The following is a 23,426-nucleotide window of genomic DNA, read 5'->3' as shown; positions in this document are numbered from 1 at the left end:
TCCCTTTTCTCTAGGCGTCCTTCAGCCAACCCGCCTCGCGCCACACCTTCTCCGAGCGCCCGCCGATCAGGCCGATCGACTTGTAGTACGGGGCGATCCGCTCGGCGCCGTACGCCCCGTTCACCAGCCCGACGGGGTTGTTCCGGCCGGCCTCCACGCAGGTCTTCGGATCGAGGCCCGCCCGCTCGTACATCAGCGGGTTGTAGCGGTCGCGGCGCACGGACTTCACCACGGCGGCGAGAAAGTCGCGGAGCAGCTGCAGGCGCCGCTTGGAGAGCGTCGGCACGAACCGCTCCAGCTCGGTGCGGGCGAAGCTGATGTGGCGGGCCTCCTCCACGACGTGGATGCGGGCGACCGTGCGCACCAGCGGCTGCACCGTCTCGTCGTTCGCCTGCTCACGCTGGAAGCGGTCGAAGAACTCCTCGGTGAGCAGGAGCATCGCCCACAGCGCGGGAACCGGCGCGAAGGTCTTCAGCAGGAGTCCGGACCGCTGGGTCTTCGGGTTCACGGGGTAGAACTCCGCCCCGGTCTTCTCCACCAGCTGGGCGAACATGATCATGTGGCGGACCTCGTCCGCCACCTCGGTCAGCGCGAACTGCACCTGCGGGCTGGTGATGTCCCGCTTGTAGGCGTACCGGGACACCAGGTGCAGCAGGATGTGCTCGGTCCACACGCCCGCGGCCAGCGACGAGGCCAGCTCCTCACGGCTGAGCAGCAGCTTCTGCTCCATGGGGAGGGAGTCGTACAGCTCCGTTCCGAAGAGGGATATCCGCTTCTCGGGCAGGAACCACTTGCCCTCCTCCAGCGGTTCGTCCCAGTTGACGTCGACACGCGGGTCGTAGGAATGCCGGGCCGACGCGACGAGCAGCTGCGCGGCCTTCTTGGTCTGCCGGACGAGCGGGTCGCCCGAGCGGCGTCCCGGGCGGTCGGTGGCGGTGGTCATCGCGACTCCTTGTCCTGTGCGCGCTGAGTACGTTCCGAAGGGGTGCCCGGCAGTCCGGCGTCCGCCGAGACCAGCCGGTGCACGTCGACCGTGAGCTGCTCGCGGACCGGGCGGCCGGCGAGGATCTCGACCACGTACCGGGCGGCGAGTACGCCGAACAGGTGTGATGCGTAGACGAGTTGGGGGACGCTGTAGTCCGGGTCCGCACGGTGTGCGGTGACGTCCGCGATCAGGTCGGCCGGGACGATCTCCCGGGGGATCACCTTCAGCAGAAGCGTCCACAGCGCGCCCTCGGCGACGTCCTGGGCGCTGACCGCGTCGGCGAGGGGGGCCGGGTCGGTGCGGTAGTCGTAGAAGCGCACGTGCTGGGTGCCGGCCAGGTCGTAGCCGGAGACCACGGGCAGGCGGCGCCGGGCCGCGGCGACGTGCAGGGCGTACTTGGCCTGCCAGCCGCCCAGGGTGGTGACGTCCACGCCGTCGACGACCACGTCCACGCCGTCCAGGAGCAGCTCGGGGGCGTCCGGGCGGATGCCCGCCGTGTCGACGCGGACCTCGGCGAAGGGGTTGACCGCACGGATGCGCTCGGCGGCCACCTCGGCCTTGTTGCGGCCGATGTCCGCGCGCGTGGCGCTCTGCCGGTTGAGGTTGTTGAGCTCGTACTCCCCGGGCTCGGCCAGCACGAAGCGTCCCGTACCCAGCCGGGCCAGCGGCTCGACGGCCGCCCCTCCCGTCGAGCCGCATCCCGCCACCAGGACGGTGGAGGCGCGCAGCCGCTCCTGCACGGCGTCCGGGATCAGGCCCCGGTTGCGCTCGGTCAGGGAGCGGTAGTACGCCTCCGGGTCGTCGGGGACGCCGGCCGTGACCGTCGCCGCGGCGGGGGCCGCGGTGGTGGTGCTCATATCCTTACCCTCCGGATCTCTCCCCCGACCCGGCCGACGAGCTCCTGGAAGCCGGCGAGGGGATTCGTCGCGTCCAGCGCGCGTCCGAGCCAGTGCACGAGCCCGTCCAGCTCCTCCCCGCGGGGCACGCGGGCCACGAACGGCTTGACCACCGCGCGCTCCACGTACGCCGGGAAGAGCAGGTCGTCCTCGGCCAGCGAGGGGCAGGTGCCCTCGATGACGGTGATCTCCTTGAGGCTGCGCGCCAGGCGCCGCACGGCCAGGCCCTCCTCGCCGTCGCCGACCAGGAACTTCGGCCGGGGCGAGAGTCCGGCCAGGACGGTGTAGAAGCCGAGCATCAGCTCCAGCGACAGGCGCAGCCGCCGGGCCGGTGAGGTGTCGCGCTGGGAGGAGCGCTGCATCAGGCGCTTGATTTCCCAGACCTCCTGACCGGTGACCGCTTCGTCCAGGGGCACGTGGTCGAAGAGGTTGATGCCGTGGGCCACCTCGCAGGGGAACGGCGAGCGGTCCGGGTGCGTCACGGGCAGGGGCGCGGTGTCCGTCGTGGCGATGACGGACACGTAGCGCAGGATGGCGCCGGTCGACTCCTCCATGCCGATGACGTGGATCTCCTCGCCGTGTCCCACGCCGAGCGGCTCCGCGAAGAGGCCGCGGGCGAAGGCGATGCGGTCGCTGGCGAACCGGGACCGCAGGTACTGGGCGAGCCGGAAACCGTAGATGGCCAGCCGGTAGCGCTCGGGGAGCCGGGACTGCGGCACCGCGAGCACGGTCAGGCCGTCGGGGCGCCGGGCGAGGTACAGCGGGTCGGCGTGCTCGGCCAGGCCCGCGAGACTCATCCGGTCGTGGAGGGCCAGCACGTGCTCCACGTAGCGTGCCCGGCGGGCGTCCTCGGCGGTCGTCGCCGCGTCGTCGACGGTCTGTGACGTCACGAGGACCTCCCCTGCGGGGAGCCGGGGGCGGGCGTCGCACCGGCGGTCTCCGGCGCCAGGGGCGGACCCAGCAGCAGGGAGGTGCAGCGGGCCAGGGTGGCCTCCACGTACGAGGCGGCCGAGAGCGCGGCGGCGGCCCGCGCCCGCGGCGCGGTCGCCGGGGCCGGTCCCGGCCGCGGCGCGGCCGTCCGCGGGGCCGTCCGCGGGGCCGAGGCCTGGGGCGCCGTGACCTGGGGTGCCGACGCCCGGGGTACCGACGCCTGAAGGGCCGACGCCCGGGGTGCCGGCGCCTGAGGTGCCGACACCCGGGGTGCCGTGGCCCGGGGCGCGGGAGCCGTACGGGGCGCGGAGCTCCGGGGCGGGGTCGCCCGGTCGGTGCGCGGGGCCGCCGTCACAGCCGGCGCCCGTACAGCGCACCGGTGATGGCCAGGGCCAGCACCTCCGGCGTGCCCTCGTAGATACGGGCGCCGAAGGACTCCCGGACCAGCTTCTCCACCCCGTGGTCACGGCAGTAGCCGCGGGCCCCGACGATGGACATGGCCTCCTCGGCCACCTCGATCGCCGCCCGGTCGGCGAACATCTTCGCGACGGCCGGGCCGTAGACGGGGGCGGGCATCATGTTGTCGGCCTGGTAGGCCGCCTGGAGGTACAGCAGCCGCGAGGCCTCGATCTTCGAGGACATCTCGGCCAGCTTCCGGGCGGTGAACTGGTGCTCGTACAGCGGCTTGCCCGCCTGGACGCGCTCGCCGGCCCACTCCTTGGCGATCTCGAAGGCGCCGCGGGCGACCCCGGTCGACATGGCGGCGACGATCGAACGGGCCTGGTTGGACTGGACGGTGAGGTAGTTCCAGCCGCCGCCCTCGCCGAAGGCGATGTTCTCCTCCGGGACCCGGACGTCGTCGAAGTGGAGGGTGGTGCCGAGGCAGGCCCGGTAGCCCATCTTGTCGGCGACCTCGCCGCGGGTCACGCCTTCGGTGTCCAGCGGCACGATGAACACGGTGAGGCCGGTGGCACCGGGGTTGCCCTCGATGTTGGCGAAGACGGCCGCCCACTCGGCCGTCTTGCCGTTGGTGATGAAGCGCTTGATGCCGTTGAGGACGAAGTGGTCGCCGTCCCGGCGGGCCGTCATCACGTCCTCGGCCAGCTCCGCGTGCTCGGGTATCAGCAGGTCGCAGCCCGCCGTCTCCTCGGTGATGGCGTTGCAGGCCAGGACCGGCTCGTCCCCGAGGAACGGGGGCAGGAAGCGGGACTGGAGCTGCTGGTCGCCCGAGAAGAGCACGGAGGTCTGCCCGAGCAGCGAGGCACCGAAGATCAGGGCCGTGCTGGGGCAGACGGAGGCGAGCTCCTCCATGGCGACGGAGACACCGAGCACGCCCATGCCGCGGCCGCCGAGCTCCTTGGGGATGGTCAGCCGCAGCAGACCCAGCCGGTGGCCGGCCTCGACCATCTCCCAGTCGAAGGCGTCGGCGGGGGCGAGGTCGTTGGCGAGGGTCCGCGGTTTCACCACGGTCTGCGCGAACTCACGTACCTCCTCGCGCAGTTCCTCGACCTCGGGCGGGAGCTGGAACAGCGAGGGCATGGCGGCGGCGTTGAGGGCGCTCAGGTCGGAAAGGGTCGGGGCGTTCGGGACGGCGGTGGTGGTGGTCGCGATCACAACGGTCGGCTTTCTGTGGTGGCGGACGGTGTGGGTTGCGGACGGCGCCGGATACGGTCCCGGGGCGGTGTGCCGGTCGTGATCCCGGCGACGGCCCTCCGGCGGTGGGGCGGGCGTACGGCCGGTGCCGCACGGCCCGCCGTCGCGCGGCTCAGGCGGAGGCCGGTGCCAGGGCGAGGCCGGCGTACGCGCGCCCCATCGCCGGCAGGTGGTCGGCCAGCCGGCGGACCTGGGGGACGGGGCCCTTCACCACGAGGCCGCGGGCGACGACCGCCTGGGTCACGCCGAGCTGCCCCAGAAGGATCAGGTGCAGCGTCTCCGGCCGCACCTCAAGCCGCAGGCTCGCCGGGTGGGGCGCTCCGTCGTGCACGCCGTCGGAGTCCAGCAGGAAGGCCGTGGGGGCGTCCCCGGTCACCACGAACTGGATGGAGAACTCGCGCTCCTTGAGCAGGGCCGCGAAGTCCGCGTCGGAGAAGGCCGCTCGGAAGGCCTCGATGAACAGCTGCGGGTCCTGAACGGTCACAGTCGTACTGCCTTTCGTCTGGTGAGGCTGGTCGTGTGCGGCGGGTCAGCGGTGCGACAGGGCACCGACGCGGTGCTCCGCCGCGTCGGCGAGGATCAGTTCGGCCGCGCGCTCCGCGAGCATCACGGTGGGCGCGTGGGTGTGGCCGCGCGGCAGGGAGGGCAGCGCGGAGGCGTCGACGACGCGCAGCCCCGCCACTCCCCGCACCCGCAGCCGCGGATCGAGTACGGCCTCCGGGTCCGCCCCCATGCCGCAGGTGCCGACCGGGTGGTACAGCGTTTCGGCGTGGGCCCGGGTCAGGGCGTGCACCGTGCCGGGGTCCGGGTCCAGGGCCCCGGGCGTCAGCGGCTCGCCGAGCCGCCCGGCGAGCGCGGGCCGGGTGAGGACCTCCCGGGCCCGGCGCACCCCCTCCGTGAGCACCCGCAGGTCGTCGCCTTCCGGGTCGGACAGATAGCGCGGGTCGATCACCGGGTGCGCCGCCGGATCCGCCGAGGCGAGCCGTACGGTGCCGTGGCTACGGGGCCGCAGCAGCACCACGCCGAGGGTCACGCCGTGCGCCTGCGGTGCCCGCCCCTGGTCGAGGAAGGGCACCAGCATCCACACGAACTCCAGGTCGGGCGCCGTGAGCGCGGGGTCGCTGCGCAGGAACGCGACGGCCTCCGCGAGGTTCGACGTCAGCCGGCCGCGCCGGCCCCGCAGGAACTCGGCGATCTCGCCCTGCTGGTCGGTGACCCCGGGGGTCACCGGCCCGTGCGCCTCGAAGGCCAGCGGCACGTAGAGGTGGTCCGCGAGACCCCGCCCGACCCGGGGGGAGTGGGCGCGGACGGTGATGCCGTGCCGCCGCAGCTCGTCCGCGTCGCCGACGCCGGACAGCATCAGCAGCTGCGGGGAGCCGATCGCGCCCGCCGCCAGGATCACCTCGCCGTCGGCGCGCACCTCGGCCGGTCCGTCGGCGGTCGTGCAGGCGACGCCGACCGCGCGGCCGTCCTCGATCAGGACGCGCTCGACGTGGGCGTCCGTGACGACGGTGAGGTTCCCGCGCCGCAGCGCGGGCCTCAGGTAGCCGTCGGCCGCGCTCCACCGCCGTCCCCCGCGCTGGGTGGCCCGTACCGGCCCCGCGCCCTCCGGATCCAGCGGGTTCCCGTCGTCCAGAGCGGGTAGCCCCGCCTCGGCGCAGGCGCCCAGGAACTCGGCGGTGGCGGGGCTGGGATCGCGGAGGTCCTCGATGCGGATCGGCCCGCCGGAGCCGTAGGCGCCCGTACCCGAGCGGTCCTCGGACCGCTCGAAGTACGGCAGCACCTCGTCGGCCGACCAGCCGGCGCACCCGTCGTCCTCGGCCCAGCCGTCGAAGTCCGCCCGGTGCCCACGGGTCCAGATCTGGGCGTTGAGCGAGGAGGAGCCGCCCAGCGTGCGGCCGCGCGGCCAGTTCAGTCTGCGGCCGCCGAGACCCGGTTGCGGGGCCGTGCGGTAACCCCAGTCCGCGGACGTGCCGAACAGGGCGGGGAACGCGGCCGGGATGCTGATCTCGGCGCGCCGGTCGGGGCCGCCCGCCTCGATGAGCAGGACCTGCCCGTCCCCGTCGGCGCTGAGCCGCTCGGCCAGCACGCAGCCGGCCGAGCCCGCCCCGATCACGATGTGGCGTACGGTGCCCTCGACTCCCCTCACGTCCGCGCACCGCCCGCGATCCGCGCGCCGAGTGCCTTGACGATCTCCGCGGCGAGGGCGGCGTGCCCCTCCATCGCGAAGTGGATGCCGTCGGCGCTCATCAGGTTGGGACGCAGCCGCACGGGATGGCTCCACATCTCGATCAGCACGGCGTCGTGGCGCGCGGCCACCGCGCGGATGCGTTCGTTGAGCGCGGCCGTACGGTCGCTGAAGACCGCCAGTTCCGGGACCGACTCGAAGACGTTGGTCACGGTGAAGGTGAAGATGTCCGCACCCTGCGCCCGTAGCGCCGTGTACATGGCGTCCAGGTCCGCCTCGACGCCGTCCAGGTCCGGCTCGGCGTCGAAGAGGTCGTTGCCACCGGCCGCCACGTTGACCAGGTCCGGCTCGAACGCGAGGACCTGCTCCAGCTGCTCGACCCGCACGGCGCCGGTCCGCTTCCCCATGACACCGGTGTTCAGGTAGCCGAAGTCGGGCTTGCCCGCACCGAGGGCCGCCGAGACGCGCTGCGGCCACGGCACATGGGCGTACCCCTCGCTGGGGTCGCCGAGACCGGCGGCGAAGCTGTCGCCCATCACGGCCAGCCGCTGCCAGGGCGCTCCCCGGAGCAGCCGCACGGACTCCTCGTGGGAGAGCGTCAGCGGGTCGTCCGCCTCACTGCGCAGATCGTGTGTCGTCATCTTCTCGTGGTCCTTCCCTGGGCGGGCGGGTCAGGCGGCGTCGCTCGGCGCCGCCTGCTGCTGGTCGACGAAGTCCTCGATGTCCTTCACCGTGGTGATGTCGGGCGTGGTGTTCGTGCCGAGGTCGGCGAGCGGGAACTCCTGCTCGATGCGCAGGGAGAGCTCGATGACGGCGAGCGAGTCGTAGCCGAGCTCCTCGACGAGGCGGTCCTCGGACCGCGCCTCGCGGGCCCCGAGCGGGCTCATCTCCCCGACGATCTGCCGGACCTGCGCGCGCAGCGTGTTGTCGTCCATGTCTTCGTGGTCCCTTTCACTGTCTTCTTCGTGGTCCGGGGGTCCGGCGCCGCTCAGGCCGCGGCGGCGCGGATGGGGTGCGGTGCGTCCCAGCGCTCCGCGTAGGCGTCGAGGGCGGTCTCCACCGCCTGGTCCCAGGAGGCCGTGGCCTTCTCGGTCAGCTCCGGCAGCCCCACCAGCCGCAGCTGCTTCACCAGGCGCTCGCGGGCGATCTCGACGCTGCCCTGGATCTGGGCGGCGCGGCTGAGCAGCGCCGCGCGGAGCGCGGGCACCGGGTTGTGCCGGGAGGGGCCGATGAGGACCCAGGCCGCCACGCCGAGCGACTCGAAGTGGGCGTCGCCGACCACCTGGGCGAATCCGCCGGCGACCCCGTCCTGCGCGGCCCGCAGGCCGAAGGAGACGTGCCGCGACTCGTCACGGGTGACGTTGGTCAGGCCCTCCTCCAGCGCCGCCAGCTTGAGCCGGCGGGCGAGGAAGCGGGTGGTGCGCAGGGCCGTGGCGGCGAGCACGCCCTCGGTGATCAGGTGGTAGTAGACGAGTGCCCGGTACCAGGACTCGCGGTCCGCGTGGTCGGCCCGCACGGCGTCGGTCGCCCGGGTGAGCTCGGGCGTGAACACCTCCGCGTAGTCGGCGCCCTCCTCGACCGCGTCGAGGCTCGTCCGGCACCCCTCCTCCAGGTAGGTCTGGAAGAACCGCACGTGCCGCGCCTCGTCGGCGAGCTGGGTGCAGAGGAAGATCCGGTCGTCCTCGGTGGGCGGGGCGTCGATCAGCGCTCCCAGCGTGTGCGTCACCGTGACCTCGCCGACCTCCAGCTCGCCGAGCGAGCCGAGCATCTGGGCACGGGAGAAGGGGGTGAGGGCCTGCCAGGTCGCCGCGTCCCGCGCGGGGTCTACCTGGGCGACGGCCCACTGCTGGCGCTCCCACCGGCGGTACAGGTCGGCGGAGTTGGCGAGCCGGCCGCGCTGTTCCGCGGAGGTCTCGGGGGCCGTCTCGGTGACGTCGAGTACGAGCCCGGTGGTCGTGACGCTCATGTGGCTACCCCATCCAGTCCCGGTGCGGTCTGTGCTGTCGGTCGGTCGTCGCTGTGCGTGCCGTGCAGTACGTCGCCGGCGAGCGCGTTCTCCCCCGCCTGGCGCCAGAGCAGCCGGCGGCGCGGTTTGCCGCTGGAGGTCCGTGGGATGGTGCCGCGCCGGGCCCGCACCACGGTCACGGAGACCGAGGTGTCCAGGGCGGAGCGCAGTACGCCGGTCACCGCGTCCAGCCAGCCGTCGCCGGACGCCTCCACGACGATCACCGCTCCCGGGCGGCCGTCGCGGTCGCCGAGCGCCACCGCGCAGCGGCCCGGCGGCACCCCGGGGACGGAGGTGAGCGCCGCTTCCAGGTCCTCGGCGTGCACCTTGCGGCCGCGGACCTTGATGCTGTCGCCGATCCGCCCGACCACGTACAGCTCGCCGTCGAGCAGGAAACCGGCGTCGCCGGTGCGCAGTCCGTCGTCGCCGAAGGGCGCGCTCGCGGCAGGGTCGGGCGACTCGTAGCCGTCGGCCACGGAGGTGCCCCTGACCCGTATCTCCCCGAACGTGCCGTCGGGCAGCGGTTCCCCGTCCTCGCCGACGACTTCGACGGCGGTCTCGGGCACCGGCGTACCGCAGGAGGCGATCCAGCCCGCGGGGTCCTCGGGACGGTCGGTACCGAGGGTGCCCGAGCCGGCGACGGTCACCGGCGCTCCGGTGTCCAGCGGACCGGACGGCCGCACGATGCGCGCCCCGCGGCCGGGGCGGACGCCGGTGACGGCGAGCGTCGTCTCCGCCATGCCGTAACAGGGCGTCAGGGCCCGGGAGTCGAACCCGTACGGCGCGAGCTTCGAGGTGAAGTCGGCGACCACCCGTGCGTCCACCCGCTCGGCACCGCTCATCGCGACCCGCCACGTGGAGAAGTCGGTGCCCGCCAGTTCCTCGTCGCGTACCCGGGAGGTCGCGTACCCGTAGCCGAAGTTGGGCGCGGTGGTGATGGTCACCCCGTGCCGGCCGTGACAGTCGAGCCAGCGGGCCGGGGAGCGGATGAAGTCGACCGGGCTCATCAGCCACAGGTCGATCTGGGCGACGACGGACCCCAGGAACGTCCCGATGAGGCCCATGTCGTGGTAGAGCGGGAGCCACGACGAGCAGGAGTCCTCGGGTGTCACCCCGAGCCAGCCGTGGATGGCCCGGACGTTGGCCGTGAGGTTGTCGCCGGTGACCCGGACCCCCTTGGGGGTGCCGCTGGAACCGGACGTGAACTGCAGCAGCGCCAGTTCGGCCGCCCGGGGCGCCAGGTCGTCGGCGGCGGGCAGCCCGGCCGGATCGGGCAGCACCAGAGGTGTGCCCGTCCCCGCCTTCGCGCACGCCGCGGCGGCGAGCGGGGCGAGGTGGGCGTCGGTCAGCACGGCGGCCGGGCCGGCGGCGCCGAGGACTGCGGCCGCGTGCTCGGTGAAGGCGTCGTGCCCGCCGAACGTGACGGGTGAGGCGATCGGGGACGGGGTGGCCCCCGCGTACATCGTGCCGAGGAAGGCCGGGACGAAGGTCTCGGGTTCCTCGATCAGGAGGGAGACGACGCCCTTGGTGACGCCGTTGGCATGCAGGAAGGCGGCTGTCCGGCGGGCCGCCGAGGCGATGTCCGCGTAGTCACGCAGGTGCCAGTCGCCGTTTCGGTAGTAGTGGATTCCACGCTCCGGCGCGGGGGAGTCCAGCCAGTCGAGGACTGTGTTCATCAATTCCCCTCATCCAACCGATGGGCTCTCGTCCTGTATTACGGGCCACCGGTGCCACCCCCTCGTGGCGATCGCGGATTTCTCGGCGCGTCACGGTTTCCGCCGGCGGCGGCCGGTCGCGGCAGGGGTGGGACACCGGGTGACGGGAGCCGCGGCGCGGGCGTCCCGGCGGGTGTGAGGGAGCCGGCGGCAGGGGGAACGCGAAGCGGGGCCGCGGTTCCTTGCGGAGCCGCGGCCCCGCCGGGGCCGGCCGCGGCCACGGGGGATGGAACCGCGGCCGGCGTTCGGGGTGGAGCGTGGTGTCAGCCGCGGTCCGCGGTGGCGGCACCCTCCGCGGAGGGTGCGGCCGCCGCGGCCTTGGCGGCCGCCTCCGCCTGCGCCCGCATGTAGGCCTGGATCTGCGCCTGCGTCTCCGCGATCTGCGCCATCGACTTCTTGGTGAACATGCCGAACGCCGGGATGGCGGCGGCGGCGATGAAGATGCCGGCAAGCAGGAAGGCGTTGAGGTACGGCTGCGGGGTGCTGAGATCTCCCGCCGCGAACACCGCGGCCATCGCGGCGACACCGACGGAACCGCCGAACTGGCGGGCGGTGGTGGCCATACCGGTGCCGGTGGCGAACTTCAGCGGGTGCACCGAGATGGACGCCGCGGTCGTCACGCTGGTGAGCGCGGCGCCGATCACGGCGCCGCCGAGCGCACCGTACGGCAGCCACAGCGCCAGGAACTCGCGGTCGGAGCCGAGTCCCGTGTACGCCCAGATGCTCAGGCCGAGGAAGGCGAGGCCGGCCACGATGACCACCGGGCGCTGCTGCTCCGGCTTCAGGCGGCGGCCGACGGTGATGGCCGCGACCGCGGAGAGCACCGCGCCGGGGGTGACGGCGAGACCGGCCTTGAGCACGGAGTAGTGCCAGATCGTGGTGAGGTACAGCGGCCCGGACAGGAACCAGACGAACAGGCCGGCACCCAGCAGGAACGCGGTGAGGTTGGCCGCCGCGAACATCGGGGTCCGCCACAGGGAGGTCTCCACGGCCGGGGCCGGGTGCTTGCCGGAGCGGACCAGCGAGTAGGCCATGAGGAGGACGCCGGCACCGATCCAGGCCCAGGTCTGCACCGCGCTCCAGCCCCAGTCGCCGCCCTTGGTGAGACCGACGACGACACCGGCGATGCCGAAGGTGACGGTGGCCGTCCCGAGCAGGTCGGGAAGCTGCGTCTTCTCCACCGGCCGCGTGGGCAGGCGCAGGGCGCCGAAGATCACGGCCAGGCCGATCGGGACGTTCAGGATGAACACGACCCGCCAGTCGATCTCGCTGACCAGCAGACCGCCGAGCGCGGGGCCGGCGGCGGCGGCCATCGATCCGGCCGCACCCCAGATACCGATCGCCTCGGCCCGCTTCTCGGCGGGTGTCTCGGACAGGACCAGTCCGAGCGCGGAGGGAATCATGCCGGCCGCGCCGATGCCCTGGACCGCACGGGCGGCGATGAGCAGCTCCATGTTCGGGGCGACGGCGCAGGCGAGGGACGCGAGGCTGAAGAGTCCGACCGACCACAGGAACAGCTTCTTCCGGCCCAGGATGTCGGCGAAGCGTCCGGCCGGTGTCAGCAGGGCGGCGAAGAGGATGCCGTAGCTGGTCACCACCCAGGTCAGGTCGGTCACGGACTCCTTGGGGAAGTCCTCGTGCAGGGCCGGGAAGGCCACGTTGACGATCGTCGTGTCGAGGAAGGCCATGAACGTGGCTGCCGACGTGAGCAGCAGTGTCTTCCCCGCACTCGACGGCTCGGCGCGAGACGCAAGCGGTACTGAGGTCACCTGTCGATCCTTCCAACTAACATTCCTTGGGTATGTGAGTACATACCGTCGGTATGTGGTTGTCAAGCGGAAACCGTGCACTCTGTCGCCGTGGTGTCACGCGGGGTCGCGCCGTCCGGCGCGTAAACACTGCGAAGGAGCAATCGAGGGAGAGCACACGCAAGGACGCAGTTGCGAGCGACGACAGGAGTCCCGTGTGAACACCACGCACGCCGCGCACGTCCCCGGTCAGGGCCGCCACCACGCGGTGCTGCTCGGCATCGGGGGCTACCGGCCCCGACGGATCGTCACCAACGAGGAGGTCTGCCTCACCCTGGACTCGTCACCCGAGTGGATCCTGCGCCGCAGCGGCATCCGGACCCGCTGCTTCGCGGGCCCCGACGAGACGCTGGCCGAGATGGGGGCCACCGCCGCCGGGAAGGCGCTCGCCGACGCCGGGATCGCGCCGGACGAGGTCGACCAGGTGCTGGTCGCCACCATGTCGGACATCCACGGGGCGGGCACCGGGGCGGCGGCGAACGCGCTCGCCGCCGAGATCGGCCGCCGGCTCGGCGCCCCCGGCACCGCCTGGCAGGTCGGCGCCGCCTGCGCGGGCTTCACCGTGGGACTGGCCCTGGCGGCCACGGCCGTGAGGACCGGTCAGGCCCGCACCTGCCTGGTGATCGGGGTGGAACGCATGTCGGACATCCTCGACCCCCGGGACCGCTCCACCGCCTTCCTGTTCTCGGACGGAGCGGGCGCGGCCGTGGTGGGGCGCGGTACGGAGCCGGGCATCGGGACCGTGGTGTGGGGCACGGACCCGGCGCTGGGCGAGGCGATCACCGTACGGGAGGAGCCCGAGCACGGCGGTCCCGTGATCCGCATGCAGGGCTCGTCGGTCTTCCGCTGGGCGGTGACCCGACTGCCCGGCCTCGTGAGGGAGGTGCTGGACCGCTCGGGCGTCGGGCCCGGCGACGTCCAGGCCTTCGTCCCCCACCAGGCGAACCTGCGGATCATCGAGGCGGTAGCGGAGAGCGTGGGGTTCCCCGACGACGTCGCCGTGGCCCGCGACATCGTGGACCAGGGGAACACCTCGGCGGCCTCCATCCCCCTCGCCCTGGACCGCATGCGCACCTCGGGGGCCCTGCGGGAGGGCGACCTCGCGGTACTGATCGGCTTCGGGGCCGGCCTCACGTACGCCGGGACGGTGGTACGCATCTGAGCGACCGGGCCCCGGGCGCCCCGCGGGCCGTACCTCAGCGGGCCCCGGTGCCCAGCAGGGCCCGCAGGGTGTCCGCCTCCGGGACGGCGAGGGGACCGGCCAGCCGCAGCGCCCGGCGCCAGGGCCGGTCGGGCCGCCCGTGTCCCGGCACGGTCCCGGCGGCGCGGCCCCAGGACAGCAGGGCCCGCACCTCCCCCAGCCGGTGGCCCGCCGTCCGGTACAGCGTGGCGGCCCGGCGGTAGCCCGCGACGGCGGCCGCGCACCGGCCGGACGCCAGGGCGCAGTCCGCCTCCAGGACCAGCATCTGGGCCGTGACCAGGCGCATCTCGCACCCCTGGAGGGCCCGCCGGGTACGCCGTCCGGCCGCCAGTGCCTCCTCGTACAGCCCCAGCCGCACGTAGGTGGCCGCGCTCTCCGCCTGGGCGCGCGCCGCGCCCTGCAGGTAGTCGATCTCCTCCGCGAGCAACAGCGCCTTGCCGAAGCTGCGCATGGCCACGTCCGTGTGCTCGGCCGCGGCCTCCACCCCGCCCAGCCGGATCAGGCAGTCCGCCTCGATACGGGGGTCCGACAGGTGCGGGATCGCCACGTGCGCCTCCCGTGCGGCAGCCACCGCGCGGGCGTGCTCGCCCAGGTCGCTGAAGAGCGACGCCCGGCAGGTCAGCGCGATGGCCACCCCCTCGTGGAACTCCACGTCGCGGCTCAGACGGATCGCCAGCTCGCACCACCGGCCGGCCTCGGTGTACTGCCCCAGCTGGCGCAGGGTCAGCGCGATGTAGGCGGGGACCCTGACCTGCCCGAACCGGGAGCCGGCCCGTTCCGCCAGTTCCAGGGCCCTGCGGAAGTCACGCAGGGCGGACACCGGTTCGCCCGTGTCGTAGGCGTTGCGGGCCAGCCGGCCCAGGGCGTTGGCCTGGCCCGCCAGGTCCCCCGTGCTCTCGTGGATGCGCAGCGCGGCGCGCAGGTAGCGGTCGGCCATCCCGATGGCCCCGACCGCCCAGTAAGACCGGCCGAGGACCGACAGGGAGAGGGCCTCCCCGGTCCGCCACGCGCCGTCCCGGCTGGCGGCGAGCGCCTCCCGGGCCAGCCGCCGCTCGCTGGTGGAACGGCCCTTGCGGTACCGCGAGTCGGCGACGTTGAGCAGCATCGCGGTGTTCGCCCGCCGGTTTCCCGACCTGGCCGCCGCGCTCTGCGCCGCCTCCACGGCGGCCGACCAGTCGTCGCCGCCCGGATGGAGCCGGATGAAGCCGAGCATGGCGTCGGCCAGCCGCCAGCTCGCCGGTCCCAGCCCCAGTTCGGCGGCGAGTTTGATGGCCGCGCAGAGATTGGCCTTCTCCCGGTCCAGCCAGTCCATGCCGAACCCGTCGCCGACGTCGGTGCTGCCGGGTCCGCCCGAGGCGTGGGGACCGTACGCGCCGGGGTCTCCCGCAGCCGCGTCCGTACCCGGCTCCGTCCCGACCCGGGCTCCCGGGCCGGACGGTGCCGCGCCCGCGCCCCGGTGCGCCCCCGCCCGCTGGATACCGATGGAGCTGCTGACCTGTTCCACCGTCTGCCGGTACCACTCCAGAAGCCGCAGCAGGACGTCCCGGCGCACCTCCCACGGGTCCTCGTCCCCCGCGCGCCCCACCGCGTACTCCTTGACCATGGCGTGCATCCGGTAGCGGCGCGGGGCGTACTCGGACAGCAGGTTGGCCCCGACCAGCGCCCCGATGCGCTCCTCCTGCACGGCGAACGAACCGTCCGCCAGCGCCGCCACCGCGTCCCGCCCGAACTCGGTGCCCGGGACGACACCCAGCTGCCTGAACAGCCGGCGCTGGTCCGCCCCCAGCTTCCCGTACGACAGGTCGAGCGCCCGGCCCATCGCCCCGCGCGCGTCCGCGCTGTCGGCCGTCGGGACCCGTGCGAGGACCTGGCCCAGCGGCTCGTCGGGGTGGTTCGCGGCATACGCGCCGCTGAGCCGCACGGTCAGCGGCAGCCGCCCGGAGGCCCGTACGATGCCGGCCGCCGCCTCCGGATCGTTCGCCACGCGCGCGCTTCCGACCAGCCAGGACAGCAGGGCGAGCGCCGAGGTGGCGTCCAGCGCGTCCAGCAGCACCTCACCGGCGAAGTACGTGGCGGTCAGTCCCGGCATCCGCTCCCGGCAGGTCACCACGACCGCGCTGCCGTCGGCGCTCGGCGGCAGCAGATGGCGCACCTGCCCGGGTCCCGCCGCGTCGTCCAGGACGAGCAGCACCCGGCGGCCCACCAGCAGCGTCCGGTACAGGGCGGCGCGCTCGTCGAGCCCGAAGGGGATGTCGGCGGCGGGCAGCCCCAGCGCGAGCAGGACCCGGGCGAGCGTCTCGGCCGGCTCGAGAGGCGGCAGGTGCGGCTCGTGCCCCCGCAGCGCCACGAAGAACTGCCCGTCGGGGAAGGAGGATTCGACCCGCTGCGCCCACTGCAGGGCCAGCGTCGTCTTCCCCGCTCCGGCCATGCCGCTGATCACGGCGAGGTTGGTGCCCTGCGGAACGGCGGCCGCCGTGGCGGCCCGTCTCGGCGTCAACAGCGCGTCCAGCTCGCCGAGTTCACGTTCCCTGCCCGCGAAGTACCCGGCGCCCCGGGGCATCCGCAGCCGGTCACGGGCCCGCGTGGCCACGGCGAGGGCGGTGCCCGTCTCCTCGGTCGGCCGCCGGGGGTTCAGCAGCCGCTCGCCGGCTGCCCGCAGCGCCTCGCCGGGACGGGTCGACAGCTCACTGGCCAGCCGCGCCCGTGCCGCCTCGTACGTCCGCAGCGCGGCGGCCGGGTTTCCGCTGTCCCGGTGGGCCAGCACCAGCCGGAGCGCCAGCTCCTCGTCGTACGGGCGTTCCTCGGTCATCCGCTGGAGCTGGGTGAGGATCTCCTGGGGGCGGCCGAGTCGCAGCCGGGCGTCGAAGAATTCCAGCAGGGCGGCCTGCCGCTCGCCGTCCAGGGCCGTGCGCAGCGATTCGACGCGGGTCCCCAGGAGATCGCCGAGCGCGGCCCCCGTCCACTGAGCCAGCGCGGACCGCAGGAGCGCGCAGCGCTCCTCGTCGTCCTCGGCCGCGGCGGCCCTGGAGGTGAGTGCGCGGAAGCGGTACAGGTCGACGGCCGCGGGGTCGGCCCGCAGGACGTATCCGCCGTCCCGGGAGACCAGGGACGGCCGGCCGGGCGCGCCGGTCAGGACCTTGCGTAACCGGGTCGCGTAACCGGCGAGCGTGTTGCGCGCCCGGCCCGGCGGTCTGTCGTCCCACACGAGCTCGGCGAGCCGGTTGCTGGGCACCACGTTGTTCACGTCCACCAGCAGCATGGCCAGCAGGCTGCGCTGCCGTGCGTGCCCGATGTCGAGGTCGCGTCCGTCGTCCAACGCCCGTACCGGTCCCAGCACCCGCAGGTCGATCACAGTGGACTCCGCTCATGAGTGCGACGATCGCCGGGTGGCCCCCATGGCTACGTCAACAGTGCAGGGCCCAGGGTTGTCGAACACCCGTCGCAGAGCAGGCACGTTGTGTTCTATGTGGCGAACGTAACGCGATGACGCCGGTCCGGGGCTGAGGGCCGTCCCGCGATGACCGGTGGATCGGCGCGCGGCGCCGAATGCGGGGCATCGCACGGCCGAGGGACGTCCGCGTTCGGGAGGTGAGGTAGGGGGACGTACCGGCAACACGGCGAGGTGCCGTAGCCGTCGTCGCGCGCCCGCCGTGAAGTGCGGGACAGCCCTCAGCCGGGCGCACCGGAAGGCGCCGGGACAAGTGCCCCGAAAGCGGTGCGGGCGGCCCGGGCGAGGAGGGCGTCGTCGCGTGCGGCGTCCTTCGTGCCGCAGTCGGAGAGGACGGCCAGGGTGATCGGGGCGCCGCCGGGCGGCCAGGCGACTGCGATGTCGTTGCGGGTGCCGTAACCGCCGGTGCCGGTCTTGTCACCGATCTGCCAGCCGCCGGGGGCACCGGCGCGGATGGTGTCGTCCCCGGTGGTGTTGCGCTTGAGCCAGTCCGTCAGTACGGCCCGTTTGCCGGCGGGAAGGGTGTCGCCGAGGACGTAGGCGCGCAGGTCGGTGGCGAGGGCGCGGGGCGTGCTGGTGTCCCGGGGGTCGCCCGGGATGCCGTCGCTGAGGGCGACCTCGTAGCGGTCGCACCGCGTGACCCGGTCGCCGAGCGCGCGGAGGGCGTCCTGCAGACCTCCCGGCCCGCCGAGCTCGCGGAAGAGGAGGTTGGCGGCGGCGTTGTCGCTGTAGCGGACCGCGGCGTCGCACAGCTCGCGGAGGGTCATGCCGGTGGCGAGGTGGCGCTCGGTGACCGGTGAGTTGCTGATGAGCTCCTCACGGCCGTAGCGCACGAGCCGGTCGAGCTGCCGCAGGGAGTTCCGCTCCAGCACGGCACCGGCGAGCAGGGCCTTGCAGGTGGAGGCGTAGGCGAAGCGTTCGTCGGGCCGGTGGACGACGGTCCGCCCGCTGCCGGTGTCCAGGGCGTACACCCCCAGCCGGGCGTCGAACTCCCGCTCCAGCGCGTCGAACGCGCGCCGGGTGCGGGGGTCGGCCGAGGCCGGCGGGGCGGGCTCGGGGGTGGCCGGCGACGGGCCGGACGGGGCCGGGGCTGCGGTGCATCCGGCGAGCGGCAGGGCGGCGAGCCCGGCCAGGGTGGCGAGTGCGGCCCGGCGGGACGCGGGCCCTCCGGTGCGGGCGGGGGTGGGGGTGCGCATGGGTGCGGCCTCTCTCTGCTCTGTCGGGTGTGTCTGCCGTGCTGCCGGGTCTGTCGTCCTGGTCTCCTGCTCTCCTTCCGGTCCGGCCGTCCTCGCCTCCGCCCCTGCCCGGTCCCGTCCGTCGGGTCAGCCGGCGAGGTTCCGGAGGAACTTCGCGGCGACCGGACCCGCGTCGGCGCCCCCGGAGCCCCCGTCCTCCAGGAGCACCGCCCAGGCGAGGTCGGAGTCGCCCTGGTAGCCGATCATCCAGGCGTGGGTGCGCGGCGGTACCTCGGTGCCGAACTCGGCGGTGCCGGTCTTCGCGTGCGGGCTTCCGGGCAGGTCCTTCAGTGCGTGGGCGGAACCCGAGGTCACCGTGGTACGCATCAGTTCACGGAGCCGGCCGGCCACCTCGGTGCCCAGGGCCGTCGGGGCCTCGTACCTCTTCTTCACCGCGTCCGGCACCAGGACCGGCTGGGTGAACGTGCCGTTCTTGACGGTGGCCGCGACCGACGCCATCACCAGCGGTGACGCCTGCACGCGGGCCTGGCCGATGGTGGCCGCGGCCTTGTCGTTGTCGCTCGTGTTGGCGGGAACGCTGCCGTCGTAGGTGGACGTGCCCACGTCCCAGCTGCCTCCGATGCCGAACGCCTGGGCCGCGTCGTGCAGGGCGGTGTCGGAGAGCCGGCCACGGGCGTCGACGAAGTAGGTGTTGCAGGACTGGGCGAAGACATCCGCGAACGTCGAGCCGGCCGGCAGCTCGAACTGGTTCTGGTTCTCGAACCGCTGACCGTCGACGGTGGCGAACTTCGGGCAGGGCGCGGGGTCCGCGGGCCGTATGCCGTCCTCCAGGAACGCCGCCGCGGTGACGACCTTGAAGACCGAACCGGGCGGATAGCGCCCTTCGAGGGCCCGGTTGAAACCGCCGGGCCGGTTGGCGGCGGCGAGGATGTGACCGTTGCGCGGATCCACCGCGACGAGGGCCGCGTTGACCTCGGCCCCGGCCAGAGCGTCGGCCGCCGCCTTCTGGACGCGCGGATCGATGGTGGTACGGACCGGGCGGCCCGTGGCCGGCGGTGCCCCGGTCAGGTCCTTGACCGCCTGACCGGTCCGCCGGTCCGCGACCACCAGCGACTTGCCCGGCTTCGCACCGCCGGACAGTACGTCGTCGTAGCGTGCCTCCAGTCCGGACGTGCCCTCGCCGCTGACGGGGTCGACGGTCCCGACGAGGCTGTCCGCCCGCAGCGGGTCGCCCTCGGCGTCGAGCACTGCCGCCCTGCCTCCGCCGCTCTTCAGCGCGAGCGTCTGCCCCGCTTCCAGCTCCGGATGGATCACCGGTGAGGTGAAGGCGACCTTCCAGCTTCCCGCCGTCTCGGTCACCTGCGCGCCGGAGCGCCAGGACACCTCGCCCGCCCCCGGCACCGCCATGGTCACGGTGAAGGGGAAGACCACCTTCCCGTCGCCCTCCTTCCGGCCTTCGCCGTCCTCGATGGTCGTCGAGGACGGCGCGAGGTTGGTCAGCACCGACGTGAGGAGCGAGGCCGCGTCGTCGGGGGTGTCGGTGTAGCCCGCGGCCTTCCGTGCGTCGTGTCCGGCCCACGCGGCGAGGAACGCGGCCAGGGGCTCGCGGGCGGACCTCACGTCCGCCTCCGCCTCCTCCGCGTCGCCGCCCACGAGGCCGGAGGCGGCGTATCCTCCGCCGGCCAGCAGGAGAAGGGTCACGGCGATCCCGAGCACCGTCCGCCCGCGCCGAGGCCGTCCGTGCGGGGTGGGACCGTTCAGGTCGTCGGTACGTCTCAAGGTGATCTCCGTTCCGGGTCAGGGCCTGATCGGCTCGCCGGAGACGGCCCCCGGCGTCGGCGGAGGTGCCCGCGCCCGTCGGCGGACCTGTGCGGCCCTCCCGACGCCGGTGCGGCGGCCCTCGTCCCGGAGTCAAGCCCGCCACCGCTCGGCATGTCGAATACGATCTCGGCATCGAGCCGATTCATCGGCCGTATCACCGCACGCCAGGGGGTCCGGTGCTCACGGAACGGCATCTCGAAATCTTCGTCGCGCTGGCGGAGGAGGAACACTTCGGCGCCGCGGCGCAGCGGGTGGGCATCACCCAGCCGCCGCTGTCCCAGGGGCTGCGCCGGCTGGAAGCCCTCCTCGGTGTCCGTCTGTTCGACCGGGAGCGGGGGGTGTCGCTCACCGAGGAGGGGAGCCAACTGCTCCCGCACGCCCGCAGAGCACTGGCCGCCCTCGCCGAACTCCGGGAGACCGGTGCGCGGGAGCACGCCGACGGCCGGCGCCTGCGGATCGGGCTGGCCCCCGAGGTGCCGACGGCCCTCGCGGCCGACGTGGCCGCCGCACCGGTCCGGGCCGGCGGGCGGAGCCGTATCGGCATGGTGACGGCGCCGACCGCCACGCTGCTCGGCGACGTCGCGGCCGGGCGGCTCGACATCGCCGTCGTCCGTCACCCCTGCGTGCTGCACGGTCTCGCCGCCGGCCGGGTGATCCTGCTGCCGACGTGGACCCTCGCACCCGCCGGCCACGGCGTCACCGCCGAGGTGCCGGCCCCACGTCTGCCCGTCGCCGTACGCCCCCGGGCCGAGGCCCCCGCCGCCCACGACCTGTTCCTCGACACCCTGGCCAGCCGGGGGCGCCGGGTGGAGACCGTGGTGGTGTCCGACGAGCGGGCCGGTCTCGCCCTGGTGGCGGCCGGGCAGGCGGTACTCGTCACGGCCGACCCGGCGCTCACCGCCTCCGGGATCGAGCGGCGGGAGGCGACGGACCCACCCCTCCCCCTGCGGTTGCGGGTGGCCTGGGACCCGCACCGCCCGGGGGCCGAGGACACCGCCGGGACGGCGCACCTGCTGGAGGAAGCCCTGACCCGGAAGGTGGCACCGTGAGCGGGACCGGGCGACGCAGCGGCGTGGAACGCGTCATCCGCGGCATGTTCGACGACGCGGGCGTCCGCGGCTGGCTGCACGTGGCGGACCTGCACCGGCCGTCCGCCCAGGTCACGATCGACCCCGGCGACCAGCTGCCCATGAGCTCGGTCTACAAGGTGCCCCTGATGGCCGCCTTCTGCCGGCTCGCGGACGCCGGACGGATCGACCCGGGCCGGCGGCTCACGCTCGGGCCGGACGAGCGCGTGCCCGGCCCGACCGGGCTCTCCGTCCTGCGTGACCCCGTCACCCTCTCGCTGCGCGACATGGTGGTCCTGATGATGACCATCTCCGACAACACCTCCGCCCACGCCGTGCTCCGTGCCGTGGGCCCGGAAGCGGTCGACGCCACGTGCCGTGACCTGGGGCTGCCCGACACCCACATCCACGGGGGAGTCGTCAGCACGTTCAGCCGGCTGGTCGCCGAGACGGGTGCACCCTCCCTGGACGCGGCGCTGGCCCACGTGGCGGACAACGACGTCGTCGCGCCCCCGGGCGTCTACGACCCGGCGTCGAAGGCGTCGACGACACCGGCGGACATGGCACGGCTGCTGCGCGCCATCTGGACGGACCGGGCCGCCTCCGAGGACCGGTGCGCCTTCATGCGCGGAGTCATGCGCAGGCAGGCGTGGAGCCACCGGCTCGGCTCCGGATTCCCGTACGACGACGTCACCGTCTACGGCAAGACCGGCACCTTCGGCTCGCTGCGCCACGAAGCGGGCGTCGTCGAACTGGCCGACGGCAGCACCTACACCGCGGTGGTCTTCACCCAGGCCGCCCGCGCCGACACCAAGCTGCCGCGCGCCGACGCGGTGATCGGCGCCGCGGCGCGGGCCGCCGTGGAGGAACTGCGCGGCAGCCAGGGCACCTGACCCCCGCGCCCCCGATCCCCGGGGTCAGCGGAAGGCCGCGGCGTTGCGCCGCGCCCACTGCGCGAACGGGGTGGCAGGACGGCCGAGAAGGTCGGGGACGTCCCGGCTGACCCGCTGCTCGTCGGGGGTGGGGTCACCGAGGATGGACAGGGTCCCCTCCACCACGGCGGGTGGCATGAACCGCGACATCCCGGCCCGTGCCTCCTCACGCGTCTGCTCGACGAAGCGGACGGGCTCGCCGAGCGCGGCGGCGAGCGCGGCGGCCCGCTGCCGCGGCGTGACGGGCTCCGGGCCGGTCAGGACGTACGTCGCACCCGTGTGGCCCGCCGCACGGAGGACGCGGGAGGCCACGGCCGCCACGTCGTCGGGGTCGACGAAGGGCAGCGCCACGTCGCCGAAGGGCGCCGCGGCGGTCCGGTGCGTGCGGACCGGTTCCGTCCAGGCGAACGCGTTGGACGCCATCCCGCCCGACCGCAGGACGGTCCAGTCCAGCCCGCTGCCGGCCACCGCGGCCTCGAACAGGGCCGGATGCCGGTACGCCTGCGGGCGGGTGCCCACGCCCTGGGAGGAGAGCAGGACCACCCGGCGTACACCGGTCTCGCGCGCCACGGCCAGGACGCCCTCGGCGTCCTCACCCGCGACGAGGAGGAACAGCGCGTCCGCACCGGTCAGTGCGGGGCGCAGGGTCGCGGGATCGGCGAGGTCCGCGGGGACCGCCCGCACGCCGTCCGGCACGTCGGCCCCGCTGATCCGCCGTGCCACCGCCGTCACCCGCTCGCCGTCCCCGGCCAGCAGGCGCACCAGCGTCCGCCCTACGTTTCCGGTCGCGCCGGTCACCACGATCATGCCGCCCCCTGAATAAGTTAGCTGACTGACTTGCTCGGACCGTAGCACGGCACCCCGGACCGGTGTCTATAGTGAGTCGGGTGACTGACTCCGAGAAGCGACGGCCCCGGGGCACCGAGAAGCGCCGCCGGCTGACGGAGGCGGCGGCGCGGGTCCTGCACGAACAGGGCGTCGAGCGCACCACGCTGGCCGACATCGCGGGTGCGGCCGGGGTCCCCGTCGGAAACGTCTACTACTACTTCAAGACCAAGGACGACCTGGTCAAGGCCGCCCTGGCGGAACACACCGCCCACCTGACCGAGCTCACCGACCGTCTGGACGCACTGCCCGACCCGCGCGACCGCCTGAAGGCGCTGGTCGGGGCCTGGGTCGGCCGGCGCGACATCGCGGCCCGCTACGGATGCCCCACCGGCACCCTGGCCGTCGAACTCGACAAACGCGGCGACGACGCCCTCGACCTGGAAGTCGGCGGCGTGATGCGGTAGTTGCTGAACTGGGCCGAGGCGCAGTTCCGGGAACTGGGTCTGCGCGACCCCGGCGACCTGGCCGTCACCCTCGTCGCCGCCTACCAGGGCATGTCACTCCTGACCAACGCCCTGCGTGACCCGGAGATCATGGCCCGGCAGGGCGTACGCCTCACCCGCTGGCTCGACTCCCTGACCGCGGACAGCACCTTCTGACCCGGGCCTCCGCCGCCACCGTGGCTCTGGCGTACCGGCACAGCGATCCGAGACCGAAAAAGAACCCCTCCGAGCGCGTTTCCGCAGCTCGGAG

19 protein-coding genes and 1 pseudogene are annotated in these 23,426 nt (G+C 73.8%); 5 read left to right on the top strand and 15 right to left on the bottom strand.

Going from position 1 to position 23,426, the window contains the following annotated elements; translation table 11 throughout:
• Positions 1-10: 10 nt before the first annotated feature.
• Genes BA175_RS14315 through BA175_RS14305 form a run of 3 tightly spaced genes read right to left on the bottom strand, consistent with a single transcriptional unit; the run spans position 11 to position 2,771 of the window.
• Positions 11-943 (bottom strand): AurF N-oxygenase family protein, encoded by a 933-nt coding sequence (locus tag BA175_RS14315; protein ID WP_069171647.1) that lies wholly within the window; start codon positions 941-943, stop codon positions 11-13.
• Positions 940-1,842 (bottom strand): ThiF family adenylyltransferase, encoded by a 903-nt coding sequence (locus BA175_RS14310; protein ID WP_069171646.1) that lies wholly within the window; start codon positions 1,840-1,842, stop codon positions 940-942. Before BA175_RS14310 ends, BA175_RS14315 begins: the two co-directional genes overlap by 4 nt.
• Positions 1,839-2,771, bottom strand: coding sequence for a hypothetical protein (locus BA175_RS14305; RefSeq protein ID WP_069171645.1), 933 nt, complete (start codon positions 2,769-2,771; stop codon positions 1,839-1,841). Before BA175_RS14305 ends, BA175_RS14310 begins: the two co-directional genes overlap by 4 nt.
• Positions 2,772-2,867: 96 nt before the next feature.
• Here BA175_RS14305 and BA175_RS31150 point away from each other — a divergent pair, with 96 nt between their 5' ends.
• A complete protein-coding gene (locus BA175_RS31150; RefSeq protein WP_175420826.1) occupies positions 2,868-3,035 on the top strand; it encodes a hypothetical protein in 168 nt (55 codons plus the stop codon).
• A 127-nt stretch (positions 3,036-3,162) separates the two neighbouring features.
• On the opposite strand, the gene BA175_RS14300 is transcribed toward BA175_RS31150, so the two are convergent.
• From BA175_RS14300 to BA175_RS14265, 8 genes are all read right to left on the bottom strand, one after another.
• Complete coding sequence (locus BA175_RS14300; protein WP_069171644.1) at positions 3,163-4,425, bottom strand: acyl-CoA dehydrogenase family protein; 1,263 nt, start codon at positions 4,423-4,425, stop codon at positions 3,163-3,165.
• Between the two features lie 151 nt (positions 4,426-4,576).
• A complete protein-coding gene (locus BA175_RS14295; protein ID WP_069171643.1) occupies positions 4,577-4,948 on the bottom strand; it encodes an SCP2 sterol-binding domain-containing protein in 372 nt (123 codons plus the stop codon).
• Positions 4,949-4,993: 45 nt separating this feature from the next.
• Positions 4,994-6,613 carry a GMC family oxidoreductase gene (locus BA175_RS14290; RefSeq protein WP_069171642.1) on the bottom strand — a complete coding sequence of 540 codons (1,620 nt, stop codon included), beginning with the start codon at positions 6,611-6,613 and terminating at the stop codon, positions 4,994-4,996.
• Complete coding sequence (locus BA175_RS14285; protein WP_069171641.1) at positions 6,610-7,293, bottom strand: SGNH/GDSL hydrolase family protein; 684 nt, start codon at positions 7,291-7,293, stop codon at positions 6,610-6,612. The genes BA175_RS14290 and BA175_RS14285 overlap by 4 nt, the downstream gene beginning before the upstream one ends.
• 30 nt (positions 7,294-7,323) lie before the next feature.
• Positions 7,324-7,587 (bottom strand): acyl carrier protein, encoded by a 264-nt coding sequence (locus BA175_RS14280; protein WP_069171640.1) that lies wholly within the window; start codon positions 7,585-7,587, stop codon positions 7,324-7,326.
• 53 nt (positions 7,588-7,640) lie between these two features.
• A complete protein-coding gene (locus BA175_RS14275) occupies positions 7,641-8,618 on the bottom strand; it encodes a ribonucleotide-diphosphate reductase subunit beta (protein WP_069171639.1) in 978 nt (325 codons plus the stop codon).
• A complete protein-coding gene (locus BA175_RS14270) occupies positions 8,615-10,333 on the bottom strand; it encodes an AMP-binding protein (RefSeq protein WP_069171638.1) in 1,719 nt (572 codons plus the stop codon). Before BA175_RS14270 ends, BA175_RS14275 begins: the two co-directional genes overlap by 4 nt.
• Before the next feature lie 302 nt (positions 10,334-10,635).
• On the bottom strand, positions 10,636-12,141 hold the full coding sequence (locus BA175_RS14265) for a DHA2 family efflux MFS transporter permease subunit (protein ID WP_254667866.1): 1,506 nt from the start codon (positions 12,139-12,141) through the stop codon (positions 10,636-10,638).
• 196 nt (positions 12,142-12,337) lie between these two features.
• On the opposite strand from BA175_RS14265, the gene BA175_RS14260 reads away from it, so the two are divergent.
• On the top strand, positions 12,338-13,342 hold the full coding sequence (locus tag BA175_RS14260) for a beta-ketoacyl-ACP synthase 3 (protein ID WP_069171636.1): 1,005 nt from the start codon (positions 12,338-12,340) through the stop codon (positions 13,340-13,342).
• Positions 13,343-13,376: 34 nt separating this feature from the next.
• Here BA175_RS14260 and BA175_RS14255 read toward each other — a convergent pair whose 3' ends face one another.
• From BA175_RS14255 to BA175_RS14245, 3 genes are all read right to left on the bottom strand, one after another.
• Complete coding sequence (locus BA175_RS14255) at positions 13,377-16,733, bottom strand: AfsR/SARP family transcriptional regulator (RefSeq protein WP_069171635.1); 3,357 nt, start codon at positions 16,731-16,733, stop codon at positions 13,377-13,379.
• Between the two features lie 317 nt (positions 16,734-17,050).
• Positions 17,051-18,025, bottom strand: a complete 975-nt coding sequence (gene bla / locus BA175_RS14250; protein WP_069171634.1) for a class A beta-lactamase — start codon at positions 18,023-18,025, stop codon at positions 17,051-17,053.
• Between the two features lie 126 nt (positions 18,026-18,151).
• Positions 18,152-19,804 (bottom strand): penicillin-binding transpeptidase domain-containing protein, encoded by a 1,653-nt coding sequence (locus tag BA175_RS14245; protein WP_254667865.1) that lies wholly within the window; start codon positions 19,802-19,804, stop codon positions 18,152-18,154.
• A gap of 218 nt (positions 19,805-20,022) precedes the next feature.
• Between BA175_RS14245 and BA175_RS14240 the strand changes: the two genes are divergently transcribed.
• On the top strand, positions 20,023-20,895 hold the full coding sequence (locus BA175_RS14240) for a LysR family transcriptional regulator (protein ID WP_069171633.1): 873 nt from the start codon (positions 20,023-20,025) through the stop codon (positions 20,893-20,895).
• Entirely contained in the window at positions 20,892-21,806 is a 915-nt protein-coding gene (locus tag BA175_RS14235; RefSeq protein ID WP_069171632.1) for a serine hydrolase, read from the top strand. The genes BA175_RS14240 and BA175_RS14235 overlap by 4 nt, the downstream gene beginning before the upstream one ends.
• Before the next feature lie 24 nt (positions 21,807-21,830).
• Here BA175_RS14235 and BA175_RS14230 read toward each other — a convergent pair whose 3' ends face one another.
• Positions 21,831-22,652: an SDR family oxidoreductase gene (locus BA175_RS14230; protein ID WP_069171631.1), complete on the bottom strand. Its 822-nt coding sequence runs from the start codon at positions 22,650-22,652 to the stop codon at positions 21,831-21,833.
• Between the two features lie 80 nt (positions 22,653-22,732).
• On the opposite strand from BA175_RS14230, the pseudogene BA175_RS14225 reads away from it, so the two are divergent.
• Positions 22,733-23,332 (top strand): annotated as a pseudogene (locus tag BA175_RS14225) (TetR/AcrR family transcriptional regulator).
• Positions 23,333-23,426 lie beyond the last annotated feature (94 nt).

It is taken from the genome of Streptomyces griseus (assembly GCF_001715295.1).
In the GTDB taxonomy this organism is placed as follows: Bacteria; Actinomycetota; Actinomycetes; order Streptomycetales; family Streptomycetaceae; genus Streptomyces; species Streptomyces griseus_G.
Note: the sequence above shows the minus strand (reverse complement) of the source record. Positions and strands in the feature narration are given on the sequence as shown.